This is a genomic window from Kosakonia sp. YIM B13588, assembly GCF_042788165.1.
Taxonomy (GTDB): Bacteria; Pseudomonadota; Gammaproteobacteria; order Enterobacterales; family Enterobacteriaceae; genus Kosakonia; species Kosakonia sacchari.
This window is the reverse complement of sequence record NZ_JBHZPO010000005.1, coordinates 161,119-179,412: the sequence shown is the minus strand read 5'-3', so window position 1 is coordinate 179,412 and position 18,294 is coordinate 161,119. Positions and strand designations below refer to the sequence as shown.

The following is an 18,294-nucleotide window of genomic DNA, read 5'->3' as shown; positions in this document are numbered from 1 at the left end:
GATGTTCGGAAAATTGACACTGGATGCAGTCCCCTACCATGAACCCATTATTGTGGTTACGGTGGCTGCCATTATCATCGGTGGCCTGGCATTACTGGCCCTGATTACTTACTTCGGTAAGTGGAACTACTTGTGGAAAGAGTGGCTGACTTCGGTTGACCACAAAAAACTCGGCATCATGTACTGCATCGTCGGTATCGTAATGCTGATTCGTGGCTTTGCTGACGCCATCATGATGCGTAGCCAGCAAGCACTCGCCTCGGCGGGTGAAGCAGGCTTCCTGCCGCCGCACCACTACGATCAGATCTTCACCGCCCACGGCGTGATCATGATCTTCTTCGTAGCAATGCCGCTGGTTATCGGTCTGATGAACGTGGTTATCCCACTGCAGATCGGCGCTCGCGACGTGGCGTTCCCGTTCCTGAACAACCTGAGCTTCTGGTTCACGGTTGTCGGTGTGATCCTGGTTAACCTGTCTCTCGGCGTGGGTGAATTCGCGCAGACTGGCTGGCTGGCTTATCCGCCGCTATCGGGAATCGAGTACAGTCCGGGCGTAGGGGTCGATTACTGGATCTGGGCACTTCAGCTCTCCGGTATCGGTACGACGCTGACCGGTATCAACTTCTTCGTCACCATTCTGAAGATGCGTGCGCCGGGCATGACCATGTTCAAGATGCCGGTATTTACCTGGGCATCACTGTGCGCCAACGTGCTGATTATCGCCTCGTTCCCGATCCTGACAGTCACCGTCGCGCTGCTGACCCTGGACCGCTATCTGGGTACCCATTTCTTCACCAACGAAATGGGCGGCAACATGATGATGTACATCAACTTGATCTGGGCCTGGGGCCATCCGGAAGTGTACATCCTGGTTCTGCCGGTGTTCGGTGTGTTCTCGGAAGTCGCCGCAACCTTCTCGCGTAAACGCCTGTTCGGTTACACCTCGCTGGTTTGGGCGACCGTGTGTATTACCGTACTGTCGTTTATCGTTTGGTTGCACCACTTCTTCACCATGGGTGCAGGCGCGAACGTTAACGCCTTCTTCGGTATCGCCACCATGATTATCGCCATCCCGACCGGGGTGAAGATCTTCAACTGGCTGTTCACCATGTACCAGGGCCGTATCGTGTTCCATTCAGCAATGATGTGGACTATCGGCTTTATCGTGACCTTCTCTGTGGGTGGTATGACCGGCGTACTGCTGGCGGTACCGGGCGCGGACTTTGTGCTGCACAACAGTCTGTTCCTGATTGCTCACTTCCATAACGTCATCATCGGCGGTGTGGTATTTGGTTGCTTTGCGGGTATCACTTACTGGTGGCCAAAAGCGTTTGGCTTCACCCTGAATGAAACCTGGGGTAAACGCGCGTTCTGGTTCTGGATCATCGGCTTCTTCGTAGCATTTATGCCGCTGTATGTGCTGGGCTTTATGGGTATGACCCGTCGCCTGAGCCAGCAGATCGATCCGCAGTTCCACACCATGCTGGTGGTTGCCGCTTGCGGCGCTGCGCTGATTGCCTGCGGTATTCTGTGCCAGCTGATTCAGTACTACGTCTCCATCCGCGACCGTCACCTCAACCGTGACCTGACCGGTGACCCGTGGGGCGGACGTACGCTGGAGTGGGCAACCTCTTCTCCGCCGCCGTTCTACAACTTCGCTGAAGTGCCGCACGTTCATGAGCGTGATGCATTCTGGGAAATGAAAGAAAAAGGCGAAGCGTATAAGCAACCTGCGCATTATGAAGAAATTCATATGCCGAAAAACAGCGGTGCGGGCATTGTTATTGCTGCTTTCGCAACGGTGTTTGGCTTTGCCATGATCTGGCACATCTGGTGGATGGCGATCGTCGGTTTCGCCGGCATCGTAATTAGCTGGATTGTGAAGAGCTTTGATGAGGACGTGGATTACTACGTACCGGTTGCAGAAGTCGAAAAACTGGAAAATCAGCATTTCGATGAGATCAAAAAGGCAGGGCTGAAAAATGGCAACTGATACTCTGACGACTGCGAACGCCCACGCGCACGAACATGGGCACCATGATTCAGGACCGACGAAAGTCTTCGGTTTCTGGATCTACCTGATGAGCGACTGCATTCTGTTCTCGATCCTGTTCGCGACCTATGCCGTGTTAGTGAATAACACGGCGGGTGGCCCGTCGGGTAAAGACATCTTTGAACTGCCGTTCGTTCTGGTGGAAACCGCCCTGCTGCTGTTCAGCTCCATTACCTATGGCATGGCGGCGATCGCCATGTATAAGAACAACAAAAGCCAGGTCGTTTCCTGGCTGGCGTTGACCTGGCTGTTCGGCGCAGGCTTCATCGGGATGGAACTCTATGAATTCCATCACCTGATTGTTGAAGGCATGGGTCCGGATCGCAGCGGCTTCCTGTCAGCGTTCTTCGCGCTGGTTGGCACTCACGGTCTGCACGTGACCTCGGGTCTGATCTGGATGGCCGTGCTGATGTTCCAGATTTCCCGTCGCGGCCTGACCAGTACAAACCGTACACGTATCCTGTGCCTGAGCCTGTTCTGGCACTTCCTGGACGTGGTATGGATTTGCGTATTCTCAGTAGTTTATCTGATGGGGGCGATGTAATGAGTCATTCAACCGATCATGGCGCTTCCCACGGTAGCGTAAAAACCTACATGACAGGTTTTATCCTGTCGATCATCCTGACGGTAATCCCATTCTGGATGGTGATGAGCGGTACTGCGTCCCACGTTGCGATTCTCGGCACTGTGCTGGTGACAGCGGTAGTACAGATTCTGGTGCATCTGGTGTGCTTCCTGCACATGAACACCAAGTCTGATGAAGGCTGGAACATGACGGCTTTCGTCTTTACTGTGCTGATCATCGCAATCGTGGTGGTAGGTTCCATCTGGATTATGTGGAACCTCAACTACAACATGATGGTTCGATAAGAGCGGCGAAGTATGTTTAAGCAATACCTGCAAGTCACGAAACCGGGCATTATTTTTGGCAACTTGATCTCCGTGATCGGGGGATTCCTGCTGGCCTCTAAAGGCCACATCGATTATCCCCTGTTCATCTACACGCTGATTGGTGTGTCGCTGGTGGTCGCCTCTGGTTGTGTTTTTAACAACTACATCGATCGTGACATCGACAAAAAGATGGAACGGACGAAAAACAGGGTGCTGGTCAGAGGGCTGATCTCGCCAAAAGTCTCGCTGGTTTACGCCGCCTTGCTGGGTATTGCTGGCTTCATGCTGCTGTGGTTTGGTGCCAACCCGCTGGCCTGCTGGCTCGGGGTAATGGGGTTCGTGGTATATGTGGGCGTCTACAGCCTGTATATGAAACGCCACTCCGTTTACGGCACGCTGATTGGTTCGCTCTCCGGCGCTGCGCCGCCGGTGATTGGCTACTGCGCCGTCACCAACGAATTTGACAGCGGCGCGGCGATCCTGCTGGCGATTTTCAGCCTGTGGCAGATGCCTCACTCGTATGCCATCGCGATTTTCCGCTTTAAGGATTATCAGGCAGCGAACATCCCGGTGCTGCCGGTGGTGAAAGGTATTTCCGTGGCGAAAAACCATATCACGCTCTATATCCTGGCGTTCGCTATCGCCACTTTGATGCTGTCGCTTGGCGGCTATGCCGGTTACAAATACCTGGTCGTTGCCGCAGCGGTAAGCCTCTGGTGGCTGGGCATGGCGCTACGTGGATATAAAGTTGAGGATGACAGGGTGTGGGCGCGCAAGCTGTTCGTCTTCTCCATTGTCGCTATCACCTCGCTCAGCGTGATGATGTCAGTCGATTTTATGGTGCCGGATTCCCATAACCTGTTGACCTACGTCTGGTGATCCAAACCGCCATTCTAAAGGGTGCTACGGCACCCTTTTTTCATGCCCAAACGCCCCGCTTTACAGGTAATATTTGTTAATTAAGCTGTTATTTACCCCGCCCTGCCCCCGCACTACACTATGTCCGGTTTTCAAATTGAGGTGGTAATGAACGATTATAAAATGACGCCAGGCGAGTTGCGCGCTACCTGGGGTTTAGGGACTGTATTCTCACTGCGCATGCTCGGCATGTTTATGGTCCTGCCCGTTCTGACCACCTACGGTATGGCGCTGCAGGGTGCCAGTGAAGCTCTCATCGGTCTGGCGATTGGTATTTATGGTCTCGCGCAAGCCGTGTTTCAAATTCCCTTTGGCTTGCTTTCTGACCGCATTGGCCGCAAGCCGCTTATCGTTGGTGGGTTAGCGATTTTTGTTGCCGGTAGTGTGATTGCCGCCCTTTCCGATTCTATCTGGGGCATTATTCTTGGCCGCGCATTACAAGGCTCCGGTGCCATCGCCGCTGCCGTCATGGCGCTTCTTTCCGATCTCACCCGCGAACAGAACCGCACCAAAGCGATGGCCTTTATCGGTGTCAGCTTTGGCGTCACCTTCGCGATTGCGATGGTTCTCGGCCCGATTATCACGCACCAGTTGGGTTTGCATGCGCTGTTCTGGATGATTGCCGGGCTGGCAACTGCCGGCATTGCGTTAACCGTATGGGTAGTACCAGACAGCCAGCAACACGTGCGTAACCGCGAATCCGGCATGGTGAAAGACTGTTTCCAGATGGTGATGGTCAACCCGAAGCTGCTAAAACTCAACTTTGGCATTATGTGCCTGCATATCCTGCTGATGTCGACGTTCGTTGCCCTGCCAGGGCAACTCGAAGCCGCTGGTTTTCTCGCGCCGGATCACTGGAAAATCTACCTTGTCACCATGCTTATCTCTTTCGTTTCGGTGGTGCCGTTTATTATCTACGCCGAAGTAAAGCGCCGAATGAAGCGCGTTTTCGTGTTCTGCGTGGCGCTGCTGCTGATTGCGGAAATCGTGTTGTGGGGCGCGGGGCCACATTTCTGGGAAATCGTCATTGGCGTGCAGATCTTTTTCCTCGCCTTCAACCTGATGGAAGCATTATTACCTTCGTTAATCAGCAAAGAAGCGCCTGCGGGTTATAAAGGCACGGCGATGGGGATTTACTCCACCAGCCAGTTTATCGGCGTGGCGATTGGCGGCGCGCTCGGCGGCTGGGTAGATGGTCTGTTTGACTCGCAAACGGTGTTTCTTGCCGGTGCATTGTTGGCGATGGTTTGGCTGCTTGTCGCAGGCACCATGCAGGAACCGCCCTATGTCAGCAGCTTACGCATCGCGATCCCGGAAAATGTCACCATTAATGAAGCGCTGCAGCAACGTTTGCTGGCAACTGAGGGTGTGAGTGAAGTGTTGGTGGTTGCCGAAGAGCGCAGCGCTTACGTCAAAATCGACAGTAAGATCACTAACCGCTTTGAAGTTGAACAAGCCGTAGCGGGTTAACGCTGCGACACGCTCTCTCCGCCGGGGAGAGAGCGCGCACATTAATCGCGGAAGTTTTTGAACTGGAACGGCTGACCGAGATTGCCGCCGCGCACCAGCGCCATGACGGATTGCAAGTCATCACGGGATTTTCCGGTCACACGGATCTCTTCACCCTGAATCTGCGCCTGCACTTTCAGCTTGCTGTCTTTAATCAGCTTGATGATTTTCTTCGCCGTCGCTGCATCAATACCCTGTTTCAGTTTTGCTTCAACGAACCAGGTCTTGCCGCTGTGGACAAACTCTTCCGGCACGTCCAGCGACGCCCCTTCAATGCCACGTTTCAGCAACTTAGCGCGCAAAATATCCAGCAACTGGTTAACCTGGAAATCGGATTCGCTCAACACCTTAATGGTCTGTTTCTCTTCGTTCAGGTCAAACGTGGCTTCAACGTTGCGAAAATCAAAGCGAGTCGCTACTTCACGGGTCGCATTCTCAACGCCGTTTTGCACTTCACGCATTTCAACTTCGGAAACGATATCGAAAGATGGCATCTTTTCTTCTCCCTCTGCATTTGTTGCGTTGCATAATACCCGCAACGAGGCATAACTCAACTTGTAATACGGGAAGCTTAGCCGACAGCGCTATAATGGTGAAAGCAACACCTGGCGACGTTGCAGGTGAGGAGGATAAATGAGAATTACCGTACTCGGATGCGGTGCTTTAGGGCAATTGTGGTTAACCGCGTTGTGTAAAAAGGGACATGAGGTACAGGGTTGGTTGCGCGTTCCACAGCCATTTTGCAGTGTGAATGTCGTTGATGAAGACGGCTCAATATTTAACGAATCCCTGACGGCCAACGATCCTGAATTCCTGGCGCGAAGCGATTTATTGCTGGTGACGTTAAAAGCGTGGCAAGTTTCCGATGCGGTGAAAGGGCTGGCAGCAACACTCTCGCCTTCAACACCCGTGCTACTGATTCACAACGGCATGGGCACCGTCGAAGAGTTGAAAGCGCTGACGAATCCGTTACTGATCGGCACTACTACTCATGCTGCGCGCCGCGATGGCAACGTTATCGTGCACGTTGCCAGCGGCACCACGCACATTGGCCCGGCGCGACAGCAGGATGGCGAATTCAGCTATCTGGCCGACATCCTGCAGGATGTGCTGCCGGACGTTGCCTGGCATAACACGATTCGTCCGGCGCTGTGGCGCAAGCTGGCAGTGAACTGCGTCATCAACCCGTTAACCGCGCTGCATGACTGTAAAAATGGCGATCTGCGTGCTTTCCCGGAAGAGATCCACAAGGTCACGCATGAAGTTGCCGCAGTGATTGAACGTGAAGGCCACCATATTTCTGCCGATGATTTACTGAGCTACGTGAATCAGATTATTGAAAACACGGCAGAAAATATTTCATCTATGCTGCAGGACGTACGCGCGATGCGCCATACCGAGTGCGATTATATTACGGGTTACCTGCTCAGACGCGCCCGCGCGCACGGTATCGCAGTGCCGGAAAACGCCCGTCTCTATGAAATGATTAAACGTAAGGAGAGTGAGTATGAGCGCATCGGCTCTGATATGTCTCGCCCCTGGTAGTGAAGAAACCGAAGCGGTCACCACTATCGATCTGCTGGTTCGTGGCGGAATTGCCGTTACTACCGCCAGCGTCGCCAGCGATGGCGACCTGGTCATCACCTGCTCACGCGGCGTCAAACTGGTGGCGGATGCGCCGTTAGTAGAGGTAGCCGATGGCGATTACGACGTGATAGTACTGCCCGGTGGTCTGAAAGGGGCAGAGTGTTTTCGCGATAGTCCGTTAATGGTGGAAACCGTGCGCCAGTTCCATCTCTCGGGCCGTATTGTTGCCGCAATTTGCGCGGCAGCGGGCACCGTGCTGGTACCGCATGAGATTTTCCCGCTGGGCAACATGACCGGCTTTCCCGGCCTGAAAGAGACCATTCCCGCCGAACAGTGGCAGGATAAACGCGTTGTGTGGGATCCGCGCGTTAATCTGCTCACCAGCCAGGGGCCGGGTACCGCCATCGATTTTGGTTTGAAGATCATTGACTTACTGGTGGGGCGCGAAAAAGCGCACGAAGTGGCGTCACAACTGGTGATAGCTGCCGGAATTTATAACTACTACGAAGCCTGAAAACAAAAAGCCCGGCGGTGCGATGTCTGCCGGGCTTGCAATGAAAATTAACGCGAACGCTGCCGGAAAAGGTCAACCTTTCCGGCAGTTTTTATGGGCGATACACTTTGACGTTGGCAAAGCCCTGCTCGCGCAGATAGAGCGCCTGCAGGCGGCTCATCACGCCGCGCTCGCACCACAGCAACCAGGTTTTGTTCTGATCGAGATCGCCAAACTTGGTACTCAGTTTATAGAACGGCAGCGAAACCACGTCGATCCCTTCCAGCTTCAGCGGTTTGTCATCCTGTTCATCAATAGAACGAATATCCAGGATCACATCGTTCGGGCCAAAACCAGTTACTGTTTCAACTTCAACAACCGTTTCCTGGGTCTGCTGGGCGATTTCGCGGATATCGATATTGCTCGCTTCAGCAACCACTTTATCAAGGATGGAGAAGTCGAAATGCTCCTCTTCCGCTTCAATCTTCGCCTTCACCGCTTTAACGGTTGGGCTTTTTGAGATCACACCGCAATATTCCGGCATGGTACGGGCGAAATCTTCAGTACCGATTTCACGCGCCAGATCGATGATGTGCTCTTTGTCGTAAGAGATAAGCGGGCGCAAAATCAGCGTGTCAGAAACGTTGTCAATCAAACGCAGGTTAGTCAGCGTCTGGCTGGAAACCTGGCCCAGTGCTTCACCGGTCACCAGCGCTTGCACGCCGTAGCGTTCAGCCACTTTTGACGCTGCGCGCACCATCATGCGTTTCAGCACTACGCCCATCTGGCCGTCATCCACTTTTTCGAGGATTTCACCGACCACTGGCTCAAAGTTGATCGCCACAAAACGCACGCGGTGGGAGCTACCAAAACGGTTCCACAAATAGTGCGCGACCTGGCGAACACCAATTTCATGCGCTGCGCCGCCCAGGTTAAAGAAGCAGTAGTGCACGCGGCAACCGCGGCGCATCAACATATAGCTGGAAACGCCGGAGTCGAAACCGCCGGAGATAAGCGACAGCACATCTTCCTGGGTGCCGATCGGGAAACCGCCGATACCTTCATAGCGGCCTTTCACTAACAGCAGGCGATCGTCTTCGATCTCCAGGTTCACCGTTACATCCGGGTGAGTCAGTTTGACGCGCGCCGATTCGACATGCTGGTTCAGACCGCCGCCAACATAACGTTCAACTTCAATCGAGCTGAATTCATGCTTACCGCGGCGTTTAACGCGCACGCAGAAGGCTTTACCTTCGATCTGCTCGCGGTACTGCACCAGCGCTTTCTCAAAAATGTCATGCAGCGAGGTGAAAGGAACATCTTCCACTTCGAGAATATGGTGGATGCCCGGAATTCGGGTCAGCGCGTCGCGGATAGCCAGGCGCTGATTTTCATCTTTGGCGCGCACTTCGATATGATCCCAGTGGCGGACAACGGCGAGGGTCTCGTCGTACTGCTTCAGAACGTTACGAATGTTCCCGGTCAAAATTTTAATAAAGCGCAAACGCACAGATTGGCTTTTGATGGTGATTTCCGGGAACAATTTAATGATAAACTTCATGGCGGCAATGGTTCGTTGGCAAGCCCGGCTGGGCCTGTATAGGAAAATAGTACAGCAGCCCCATACCCGCGGCTGCATCCAGGCGCAGGAGTATACCACCATCGCAATAAAGCTGCGCACATTGCATTACCATTGCGCGTTATTTGCTAAGCGCCGTGACTTCGCTACCATAGCTACGTTGAGCCAGAACAATAGAAGAGTCAGACATTCACTATGCCAAAGAAAAACGACGCACCGGCCAGTTTTGAAACAGCGCTAAACGAACTGGAACAGATTGTCACTCGTCTTGAAAGCGGCGATCTTCCGCTTGAAGAGGCACTCAATGAATTCGAACGCGGCGTGCAACTGGCGCGCCAGGGACAGGTTAAACTCCAGCAAGCGGAACAACGCGTGCAGATCCTGCTCTCTGATTCACAAGAGGCTCCCCTAACGCCTTTTGCTCCGGACGCTGAATAAATGGATTTCGATCAACAGCTACAGGCCTGTGTCTCTCAGGCCAATGAAGCGCTGCGCCGATTTATCGCGCCACTGCCCTTTCAGAACACTCCTCTGGTTGAGGCCATTTCCTATGGCGCATTATTAGGCGGTAAACGCCTGCGCCCTTTTTTGGTTTATGCCACGGGCACTATGTTCGGCGTTAGCCAGCAAACACTGGATGCGCCCGCTGCGGCGGTGGAATGCATTCACGCTTACTCGCTGATCCACGACGATCTGCCCGCTATGGATGATGATGATCTCCGCCGGGGTTTACCGACATGCCATATTAAGTTTGGTGAAGCCAGCGCCATCCTCGCGGGTGATGCGTTACAAACCCTGGCTTTCTCGATTCTTGCGGATGCGCCAATGGTTGAAGTCGATGCGCGTGACCGGCTGGCGATGGTTTCTGAACTGGCTCACGCCAGCGGCGTTGCCGGAATGTGCGGCGGACAGGCGCTGGATCTCGCTGCGGAAGGCAAGCGGGTTTCGCTGGCGGAACTTGAGCAGATCCACCGCCACAAAACCGGCGCGCTGATTCGCGCAGCGGTGCGAATGGGCGCGCTAAGCGCAGGTGATAAGGGTCGCGAAGCCCTGCCGTTGCTCGATCGCTATGCCGAATGCGTCGGTCTGGCGTTCCAGGTTCAGGATGACATCCTGGATGTTGTCGGCGATACTGCAACGCTTGGCAAACGCCAGGGCGCTGACCAGCAACTGGGGAAAAGCACCTATCCTGCACTACTGGGCCTTGAGCAAGCCCGGACAAAAGCCCGCGACCTGATTGACGACGCCCGGCAAGCTTTAAGCCTGCTTGCGGCACAGTCGCTGGATACGACGGCACTGGAAGCACTGGCGAATTACATAATCCAGCGTGATAAATAACGAAAACACCACGATGAGTCTCTGATGAGTTTTGATATAGCCAAATACCCGACGCTGGCGCTGGTTGATACCACGCAAGAGTTGCGCCTGCTGCCGAAAGAGAGCCTGCCGAAGCTATGCGACGAACTGCGCCGCTATCTGCTCGACAGCGTGAGCCGCTCCAGCGGGCACTTCGCCTCCGGGCTTGGCACGGTTGAATTGACCGTCGCGCTACATTACGTCTACAACACGCCGTTTGATCAGCTGATCTGGGACGTGGGCCACCAGGCGTATCCGCATAAAATTCTGACCGGACGTCGTGACAAAATCGGCACCATCCGGCAGAAAAACGGGTTGCACCCATTTCCCTGGCGCGGCGAAAGCGAATACGACGTGCTGAGCGTCGGCCATTCATCAACGTCTATTAGCGCAGGTATTGGCGTGGCTGTCGCGGCGGCGAAAGAGGGCAAACAGCGTCGCACCGTCTGCGTGATTGGCGATGGCGCGATCACCGCTGGCATGGCGTTTGAAGCCATGAACCACGCGGGTGATATCCGCCCGGATATGCTGGTGGTGTTAAACGACAATGAAATGTCGATTTCTGAGAATGTCGGTGCGCTGAATAATCACCTGGCGCAGTTGCTCTCCGGCAAGCTCTACTCCACGCTGCGCGAAGGCGGCAAGAAAGTGCTTTCTGGCGTACCGCCGATTAAAGAGCTGATTAAGCGCACCGAAGAGCACATCAAAGGCATGGTGGTGCCGGGTACGCTATTTGAAGAGCTGGGCTTTAACTATATCGGCCCGGTCGACGGTCACGATGTGCTGGGTTTGGTGCAGACGCTGCGGAATATGCGCGATCTGAAAGGCCCGCAGTTCCTGCATATCATGACCAAAAAAGGGCGCGGTTATGAACCGGCCGAAAAAGATCCGATCACTTTCCACGCGGTACCGAGATTCGATCCGACCAGCGGAACGCTGCCAAAAAGCAGCGGCGGCATGCCGAGCTATTCGAAGATTTTCGGCGACTGGCTGTGCGAAACCGCCGCCAAAGATAACAAGCTGATGGCGATCACGCCGGCGATGCGTGAAGGTTCCGGCATGGTCGAGTTCTCGCGCAAATACCCGGATCAATACTTTGATGTGGCAATTGCCGAACAGCACGCGGTGACGTTTGCCGCAGGTCTTGCGATTGGCGGCTACAAGCCGGTGGTGGCGATTTACTCCACCTTCCTGCAACGCGCCTACGATCAGGTTATTCATGATGTGGCCATCCAAAAGCTGCCGGTGCTGTTCGCTATCGACCGCGCCGGGATCGTTGGCGCAGACGGTCAAACCCACCAGGGCGCGTTTGATATCTCTTATCTGCGCTGCATCCCGGGCATGGTGGTGATGACCCCGAGCGACGAAAACGAATGTCGCCAGATGCTGTTTACCGGCTATCACTATGCAGATGGCCCTAGCGCGGTGCGCTACCCGCGCGGCAATGCCGTTGGTGTGCCGCTGCAACCGCTGGAAAAAATGCCCATCGGCAAAGGTGTGGTGAAACGCCGTGGCGAAAAAGTGGCGATCCTGAACTTTGGCACGCTGTTGCCGGAGGCGGAAAAGGCCGCCGAAGTGCTGAACGCCACGCTTATCGATATGCGTTTTGCCAAACCGCTGGATGAGGCGCTGATTCTGGAAACCGCCGCACGCCATGAATCGCTGGTAACGCTGGAAGAAAACGCCATTATCGGTGGCGCAGGCAGCGGCGTGAATGAGGTGCTGATGGCTAACCGCAAACCGGTGCCGGTGCTGAATCTCGGACTGCCGGATTTCTTTATCCCGCAAGGCACGCAGGATGAAGCCCGCGCTGAAATAGGCCTGGATGCCGCAGGTATTGAATCCCGCATCAGAAACTGGCTTGCCTGACCTCCCCTTTCCGCTCCTGCTATGCTTAAACGTACGTTTTGACAAGCAGGAGTGGAACCATGCAATACAACACATTAGGAAAAACAGACCTGAAGGTTTCCCGCCTTTGTCTGGGCTGCATGACGTTTGGCGAGCCGGATCGCGGTAAACACGCCTGGACTTTGCCCGAAGAGAGCAGCCGCCCCATCATCAAACACGCCCTGGAAGGCGGCATCAACTTTTTCGATACCGCAAACAGCTACTCAGACGGCAGCAGTGAAGAGATTGTTGGCCGGGCGCTGCGTGATTTCGCCCGCCGCGAAGATGTTGTGGTGGCGACAAAAGTGTATCACCAGGTCGGCGATTTGCCCGAAGGCCTGTCGCGCGCGCAAATTTTGCGCTCCATTGACGACAGCCTGCGGCGTCTTGGCATGGAATATGTGGATTTACTGCAAATCCATCGCTGGGATTACACCACCCCTATCGAAGAGACACTTGAAGCGCTGGACGAGGTAGTAAAAGCCGGTAAGGCGCGCTATATCGGCGCATCGTCAATGCACGCCCGCCAGTTTGCCCAGGCGTTAACGTTGCAGGAGCAAAACGGCTGGGCGCGCTTTGTCACCATGCAGGATCACTACAATCTGATCTACCGCGAAGAAGAGCGCGAGATGCTGCCGCTGTGCTACAAAGAGGGCGTGGCGATTATTCCGTGGAGCCCGCTGGCGCGCGGGCGTTTAACGCGTCCGTGGGGAGAAACCACCGCGCGTCTGGTGTCGGATGAATTCGGCAAAACGCTGTACAGCGAAACGGATGACAACGACGCACAGATCGCCGAGCGGCTGGCGGGTGTGGCAGAAGAGATTGGTGCATCGCGCGCACAGGTCGCGCTGGCGTGGCTGCTAAGTAAACCCGGTGTTGCCGCGCCGATTATTGGTACATCGCGTGAAGAGCAACTGGACGATTTACTGGGCGCGGTGGATTTAACGCTGAAACCGGAGCAGATTGCCGAGCTGGAGACACCATATCAACCGCATCCGGTGGTTGGCTTTAAGTAAACACGAAACCGCCCTCTCCCACCGGGAGAGGGAAGCTTCAGATAAGCCCAAGCGGCCAGTGATGGCCAATCAGATAGAGCAGCCCGGCGGCGATGATCCCGGCGACAATATCATCGACCATGATCCCCATACCGCCGTGTACGTTGCGATCAAACCAGCGGATCGGCCACGGCTTCCACATATCCAGGATACGGAACAACACAAACCCCACGGCGACCCATTGCCAGTCATTGGTCGGGAGCGCCATGAGCGTTATCCACATGCCGATGAACTCATCCCAGACAATACTGCCGTGATCGTGCACACCCATGTCTTTTGCCGTCTGGTGGCAGAGGTAAACGCCAAGCGAGATCCCAAGCATCACCAGCAGCGAGTAAAGCTGCCAGGGCAAAAAGGTCATTGCCCACCAGAAAGGAATCGACGCCAGCGAGCCCATCGTTCCCGGAACTATAGGGCTTAAACCGCTACCAAAACCGGTAGCCAGCAGATGCCAGGGGTTGCGTAAGTTGAGACGGCTTTTAGCCACATCTTTAGTGCGCGGCAAAGTGGTCATATCCTTTCCAGTCAAGCGTCACGGCTTTGCCGTCACGGGTGAAATGCAACCCTTCAATATCCGCACTGATCTGCCCGATACAGGTAAAAGGCGCACCCAACTGACCAATCGCGACATCCAGCGCACCGCGGTTCAGCTCCGGCACGGTAAAGCACAATTCATAATCTTCCCCGCCGGAAAGCGCCCAGCGCAGCGCCTGATCCGGCATGACGTGGCGGCGAACAGCGTTGGAAAATGGCAACGCATCCAGATCGATACGCGCGCCGCAGCCGCTGGCTTTCAAGACATGCGCCAGGTCAGAAATCAGACCATCGGAGAGATCAATCGCCGAGCTTGCGAGGTTACGCAGCGCCTGCCCCTGCAATACGCGCGGCGTTGGTCGCAGGTGGCGCTTGAGCAAATACTGTGCATCAGCGCTATCGTTCACGGCTAAACGCTGTTGCAAAATCGCCAGCCCGGCAGCGCTATCGCCCGGCGTGCCGGTGACGTAAATCCAGTCACCTGGCTTCGCACCAGAACGTTTCATTGCCCGCCCAACCGGCACATAACCATGAATGCCAATCGTCATCGACAGCGGGCCACGCGTAGTGTCGCCGCCAATCAGTTGCATATCGTAGTAATTAAGCTGTTCGAACAGGCTGTCGCTAAACGCTTGCAGCCAGGTTTCATCTGCCTCGGGGAGTGTCAGGGCCAGCGTTAACCACGCCGGATCGGCCCCCATCGCCGCCAGATCGCTGAGATTCGATGCCATCGCTTTGTACGCCAGATCGGCCGGATCGATATCCGGCAGAAAATGGTTGCCCGCCACCAGCGTATCGACGCTTATCGCCAGCGTCTGTTTTTCGGGAACATTGAGTAGCGCGCAGTCGTCGCCGATGCCAGTTTCTACGTCGCGACGGGAATTTCGTACGCGGTCAAAATAACGGGCAATCAGGGAAAATTCGCCGCATGCCATACGTTATGCCTCTGTAGAAAAAAGAAAAAGCCGGAACCGACGCGCAACATGCAGCGCCAGTTTCCGGCTTGCGGATCACTTCTTGTGGGGGCGGATCGCAGGTGCGGCTTTATCCAGCACGCCGTTAACAAACTTGTGACTGTCTTCAGCGCCGAAGGTTTTTGCCAGTTCGATAGCCTCGTTGATCGCCACTTTGTACGGCACATCATCACGTTTGGACAGTTCGAACAGCGCGATACGCAATACCGCTTTCTCGACCTGGCCCAGCTCTTCAAGCAAACGGGACAGATAAGGCTTCATTAAGCCATCGAGATATGCGCTATTAGTCGCCACCCCGGTCAACAGTTCACGGAAGTACAGGACGTCAACGTCTTTAACGTCTTGCTCCGCCAGGAACTGGTATTCAACATCAGAGATGTCGTTCTGGGACAACTGCCAGGAGTAGAGCGCCTGGACGGCACACTCACGGGCGCGGCGACGAGCAGCAGGTTTCACGGAATTCCCCTTACAAAAATCAGGCCTTGATGGCTTTCAATACATTAATCATTTCAAGCGCGGTCAGTGCGGCTTCCGCACCTTTATTACCGGCTTTGGTGCCAGCGCGTTCGATGGCTTGTTCAATACTTTCAGTGGTCAGCACGCCGAAAGCTACCGGGATCTCGCTGTCCTGGGCAACATGCGCCAGACCATTGCTTGCACCACCGGCAACATATTCGAAGTGCGCGGTGCCGCCGCGGATCACGGTGCCAAGTGCAATCACCGCGTCATATTTACCGGTTTTCGCCAACGCACCTGCCGCCAGCGGCAGTTCGTAAGCGCCAGGCACCCACACAACGGTGATGTTGTTATCTTTCACCTGACCGATGCGTTTCAGCGCATCAATCGCGCCTTCCAGCAGGCTGTCGTTGATGAAGTTGTTGAAACGCGCAATGGTGATGGCGACGCGAGCGTCCGGAGCAGCAACGTTGGCTTCAATAATGTTCATACACTTCCTTCACAGGTTCAGTTCGGACCCCGCAGGGGGGCGGATTTTAGCATAATATTTTACGCACTGCCTCCCTTTTACAGGAAGCATCACGCATGAGTGAGATGCAGGCAGACATCCGGGCCAACCTGACGTATCTCATTGAATTTAAAGTGTGGTGCGTCAGCAAGGGCGGATAACCCCGGCAGCACGCACAGACCGCGCGCATCGCTGCCTAACAGTGTAGGTGCCAGATAGACAATCAGCTCATCTACCAGACCTGCCTGCAGTAACGCGCCGGCAAGGTGCGCACCCGCTTCGACCCACACACTGTTGATCTGCTGTTTGCCGAGCAGCATCATCAGCGTGACCAGATCGGCGTGGCCATTATGTTCCGGTACGATAATTTCACGCACATTTTCAGGCCACTGGCGCTCATCGGCTCGCGTGCGGGCAAACCAGGTTTCTCCCGGCAGGCCGACTAACTGATGCTGGGGTGTCACCCGGTTCTGGCTGTCGATAACAATGCGTACCGGTTGACGCAAATTTTCCTGCGGGTAGAGCGCCTGAGTATCGGCATTTAACTCTGCCCAGCGTACGGTAAGCGCCGGATCGTCCGCCAGTACCGTTTCACTGCTGGTCAGGATCGCGTGGCTCTGCGCGCGTAGCAGTTGTACGTCGCGTCGCGCCTGCGGTGAAGTGATCCACTGGCTTTCGCCGCTGGCCATCGCGGTACGGCCATCAAGCGACGCGCCGAGCTTAAGTTGCACGTAAGGAAACCCGGTGCGCATACGTTTGAGGAAGCCTTTATTCAACGCTTCGGCTTCACTCATCATTAACCCGTGGCTGACTTCAATGCCTTCCTGCTGCAAGCGATACAAACCACGTCCGGCCACCTGCGGGTTAGGATCCTGCATTGCGGCAACCACGCGCGCAACGCCTGCATTAATCAGCGCTTCGCAACATGGCGGTGTGCGTCCATGATGGCTGCACGGTTCGAGCGTGACGTACGCCGTCGCACCGCGAGCCCGTTCGCCTGCCATGCGCAACGCATACACTTCCGCGTGCGGTTCGCCAGCGCGGTAATGAAAACCTTCGCCGACAATTTCGCCATCGTTGACAATTACGCAGCCGACACGCGGGTTCGGGTGAGTGGTAAAACGCCCGCGCTGCGCCAGTTTCAGCGCCCGCGCCATGTACATTTCGTCGAGCATGATTAGTCCTGTAGACGGGCGATCTCTTCGCCAAATTCGCGAATATCTTCAAAGCTACGGTAGACGGAGGCAAAGCGGACATAGGCCACTTTGTCGAGCTTTTTCAGCTGCTCCATCACCAAATTGCCAATCATCTTACTCGGCACTTCCCGTTCACCGGTTGCGCGAAGTTGCGATTTAATGTGATTCAGCGCCATTTCAACGTCATCCGCGCTCACCGGGCGCTTTTCGAGCGCTTTTAACATGCCACGACGCAGCTTCTCTTCATTGAACGGTTCACGCACATCATTGCTTTTCACAACGCGCGGCATCACAAGCTCCGCCACTTCAAAGGTGGTGAAACGTTCATTGCAGACCAGGCACTGCCGGCGACGGCGAACGGATGAACCTTCACCCACCAGGCGAGAATCGATAACTTTGGTATCCACGGCGAAACAGAATGGGCAATGCATACGGCGTCCTGACGTTAGAGTTAACTGAAATCTATTTTACCCTGAACTGGCATGACAACAAAGGCAGACCGTTTTTGAGACAATGGATCGATGGCAACGAGGCCGTTGCGATCTACCATTACAGAGAAGATCCTATCCAAGGAAACAGACACAATGACAAGACGTTACCTAAGAACCCTGTTACTGGGAAGCCTTTTTGCCCTCAGTGCCTGCGCCCAGCAAAGCGAAGTTCGCCAGCTTCATCAAAGTGTCAGCACGCTAAATAATGAAATGAGCAAGCTGAACAAAGAGACGGTGAAAATCACCCAGCAGAACACGCTGAATGCCAAATCCGGTAGCGGCGTTTACCTGCTGCCAGGCGCCAATACGCCCGCCCGGTTGAATAGCCAAATCGGTATGCTGCGGATGTCGTTGCAAAATATCGCGCCGAATGCGGCGGGTACCCGCGTCGTGTTGCGGATCCAGGGCGAATCGAACGATCCGTTACCGGCTTTTAGCGGCACCGTTGAGTGGGGTCAGATCCAGGGCACCACCGAGAACTACCAGGAAGTGAATGTACAAAACCAGCTGATTAACGCACCGGCCAGCACGCTGGCGCCGAGCGACGTTGATATTCCGCTGCAACTTAACGGCATCACGCCGGAGCAGTTAGGTTTTGTCCGCATTCACGATATCCAGCCCGCCAATTTGCAGTAACATCCGGGGCGACGCTGTCGCCCTTTCTTACCCTCTGTCATGCATTTTCTTCTTTTTTGTCATCTCTTCATCATATTTACCAATTTGCAATATCGATAAAGGCCAGTACAATCGCCGTCGTTTATTGCACGCAAACGTGAACGCAATCGATTACGTGTGTGTCAATAATGT

20 protein-coding genes are annotated in these 18,294 nt (G+C 54.9%); 12 read left to right on the top strand and 8 right to left on the bottom strand.

Going from position 1 to position 18,294, the window contains the following annotated elements; translation table 11 throughout:
* The first annotated feature begins 1 nt into the window (after position 1).
* From cyoB to ACFX4U_RS11400, 5 genes are all read left to right on the top strand, one after another.
* Complete coding sequence (gene cyoB, locus ACFX4U_RS11420) at positions 2 to 1,993, top strand: cytochrome o ubiquinol oxidase subunit I (RefSeq protein ID WP_200552979.1); 1,992 nt, start codon at positions 2 to 4, stop codon at positions 1,991 to 1,993.
* Complete coding sequence (locus tag ACFX4U_RS11415; RefSeq protein ID WP_017458877.1) at positions 1,983 to 2,597, top strand: cytochrome o ubiquinol oxidase subunit III; 615 nt, start codon at positions 1,983 to 1,985, stop codon at positions 2,595 to 2,597. The genes cyoB and ACFX4U_RS11415 overlap by 11 nt, the downstream gene beginning before the upstream one ends.
* Complete coding sequence (locus ACFX4U_RS11410; RefSeq protein ID WP_017458876.1) at positions 2,597 to 2,923, top strand: cytochrome o ubiquinol oxidase subunit IV; 327 nt, start codon at positions 2,597 to 2,599, stop codon at positions 2,921 to 2,923. Before ACFX4U_RS11415 ends, ACFX4U_RS11410 begins: the two co-directional genes overlap by 1 nt.
* A 12-nt stretch (positions 2,924 to 2,935) precedes the next feature.
* A complete protein-coding gene (gene cyoE, locus ACFX4U_RS11405) occupies positions 2,936 to 3,823 on the top strand; it encodes a heme o synthase (protein ID WP_200552981.1) in 888 nt (295 codons plus the stop codon).
* Positions 3,824 to 3,970: 147 nt separating this feature from the next.
* Positions 3,971 to 5,332 carry an MFS transporter gene (locus tag ACFX4U_RS11400; protein ID WP_313506426.1) on the top strand — a complete coding sequence of 454 codons (1,362 nt, stop codon included), beginning with the start codon at positions 3,971 to 3,973 and terminating at the stop codon, positions 5,330 to 5,332.
* A gap of 41 nt (positions 5,333 to 5,373) precedes the next feature.
* Here the strand turns inward: ACFX4U_RS11400 and ACFX4U_RS11395 are convergent, their stop codons facing one another.
* Entirely contained in the window at positions 5,374 to 5,865 is a 492-nt protein-coding gene (locus ACFX4U_RS11395; RefSeq protein WP_200552983.1) for a YajQ family cyclic di-GMP-binding protein, read from the bottom strand.
* Positions 5,866 to 6,004: 139 nt separating this feature from the next.
* On the opposite strand from ACFX4U_RS11395, the gene panE reads away from it, so the two are divergent.
* Positions 6,005 to 6,916: a 2-dehydropantoate 2-reductase gene (panE, locus tag ACFX4U_RS11390; protein WP_305736942.1), complete on the top strand. Its 912-nt coding sequence runs from the start codon at positions 6,005 to 6,007 to the stop codon at positions 6,914 to 6,916.
* Positions 6,879 to 7,472, top strand: coding sequence for a protein deglycase YajL (gene yajL, locus ACFX4U_RS11385; protein ID WP_313506425.1), 594 nt, complete (start codon positions 6,879 to 6,881; stop codon positions 7,470 to 7,472). The genes panE and yajL overlap by 38 nt, the downstream gene beginning before the upstream one ends.
* Before the next feature lie 91 nt (positions 7,473 to 7,563).
* On the opposite strand, the gene thiI is transcribed toward yajL, so the two are convergent.
* On the bottom strand, positions 7,564 to 9,012 hold the full coding sequence (gene thiI / locus ACFX4U_RS11380; RefSeq protein ID WP_313506424.1) for a tRNA uracil 4-sulfurtransferase ThiI: 1,449 nt from the start codon (positions 9,010 to 9,012) through the stop codon (positions 7,564 to 7,566).
* Between the two features lie 213 nt (positions 9,013 to 9,225).
* Here thiI and xseB point away from each other — a divergent pair, with 213 nt between their 5' ends.
* Genes xseB through ACFX4U_RS11360 form a run of 4 tightly spaced genes read left to right on the top strand, consistent with a single transcriptional unit; the run spans position 9,226 to position 13,289 of the window.
* Positions 9,226 to 9,468, top strand: coding sequence for an exodeoxyribonuclease VII small subunit (gene xseB, locus ACFX4U_RS11375; protein ID WP_305736944.1), 243 nt, complete (start codon positions 9,226 to 9,228; stop codon positions 9,466 to 9,468).
* Positions 9,469 to 10,368: a (2E,6E)-farnesyl diphosphate synthase gene (gene ispA, locus ACFX4U_RS11370; RefSeq protein ID WP_313506423.1), complete on the top strand. Its 900-nt coding sequence runs from the start codon at positions 9,469 to 9,471 to the stop codon at positions 10,366 to 10,368.
* A 24-nt stretch (positions 10,369 to 10,392) separates the two neighbouring features.
* Positions 10,393 to 12,255 carry a 1-deoxy-D-xylulose-5-phosphate synthase gene (dxs, locus tag ACFX4U_RS11365; protein ID WP_313506422.1) on the top strand — a complete coding sequence of 621 codons (1,863 nt, stop codon included), beginning with the start codon at positions 10,393 to 10,395 and terminating at the stop codon, positions 12,253 to 12,255.
* 59 nt (positions 12,256 to 12,314) lie between these two features.
* A complete protein-coding gene (locus ACFX4U_RS11360) occupies positions 12,315 to 13,289 on the top strand; it encodes an aldo/keto reductase (protein ID WP_313506421.1) in 975 nt (324 codons plus the stop codon).
* A gap of 37 nt (positions 13,290 to 13,326) precedes the next feature.
* On the opposite strand, the gene pgpA is transcribed toward ACFX4U_RS11360, so the two are convergent.
* From pgpA to nrdR, 6 genes are all read right to left on the bottom strand, one after another.
* Complete coding sequence (pgpA, locus tag ACFX4U_RS11355) at positions 13,327 to 13,842, bottom strand: phosphatidylglycerophosphatase A (RefSeq protein WP_305736948.1); 516 nt, start codon at positions 13,840 to 13,842, stop codon at positions 13,327 to 13,329.
* A complete protein-coding gene (gene thiL, locus ACFX4U_RS11350) occupies positions 13,820 to 14,797 on the bottom strand; it encodes a thiamine-phosphate kinase (protein ID WP_249879659.1) in 978 nt (325 codons plus the stop codon). The genes pgpA and thiL overlap by 23 nt, the downstream gene beginning before the upstream one ends.
* 75 nt (positions 14,798 to 14,872) lie before the next feature.
* Positions 14,873 to 15,292 (bottom strand): transcription antitermination factor NusB, encoded by a 420-nt coding sequence (nusB, locus tag ACFX4U_RS11345; RefSeq protein ID WP_017458863.1) that lies wholly within the window; start codon positions 15,290 to 15,292, stop codon positions 14,873 to 14,875.
* A gap of 19 nt (positions 15,293 to 15,311) precedes the next feature.
* Positions 15,312 to 15,782: a 6,7-dimethyl-8-ribityllumazine synthase gene (gene ribE / locus ACFX4U_RS11340; RefSeq protein ID WP_065369181.1), complete on the bottom strand. Its 471-nt coding sequence runs from the start codon at positions 15,780 to 15,782 to the stop codon at positions 15,312 to 15,314.
* Positions 15,783 to 15,871: 89 nt separating this feature from the next.
* Positions 15,872 to 16,975, bottom strand: a complete 1,104-nt coding sequence (gene ribD / locus ACFX4U_RS11335; protein ID WP_313506419.1) for a bifunctional diaminohydroxyphosphoribosylaminopyrimidine deaminase/5-amino-6-(5-phosphoribosylamino)uracil reductase RibD — start codon at positions 16,973 to 16,975, stop codon at positions 15,872 to 15,874.
* A 2-nt stretch (positions 16,976 to 16,977) separates the two neighbouring features.
* Positions 16,978 to 17,427 (bottom strand): transcriptional regulator NrdR, encoded by a 450-nt coding sequence (gene nrdR, locus ACFX4U_RS11330; protein WP_017458860.1) that lies wholly within the window; start codon positions 17,425 to 17,427, stop codon positions 16,978 to 16,980.
* 153 nt (positions 17,428 to 17,580) lie between these two features.
* Between nrdR and ACFX4U_RS11325 the strand changes: the two genes are divergently transcribed.
* On the top strand, positions 17,581 to 18,123 hold the full coding sequence (locus ACFX4U_RS11325) for a DUF3251 domain-containing protein (RefSeq protein ID WP_017458859.1): 543 nt from the start codon (positions 17,581 to 17,583) through the stop codon (positions 18,121 to 18,123).
* Positions 18,124 to 18,294 lie beyond the last annotated feature (171 nt).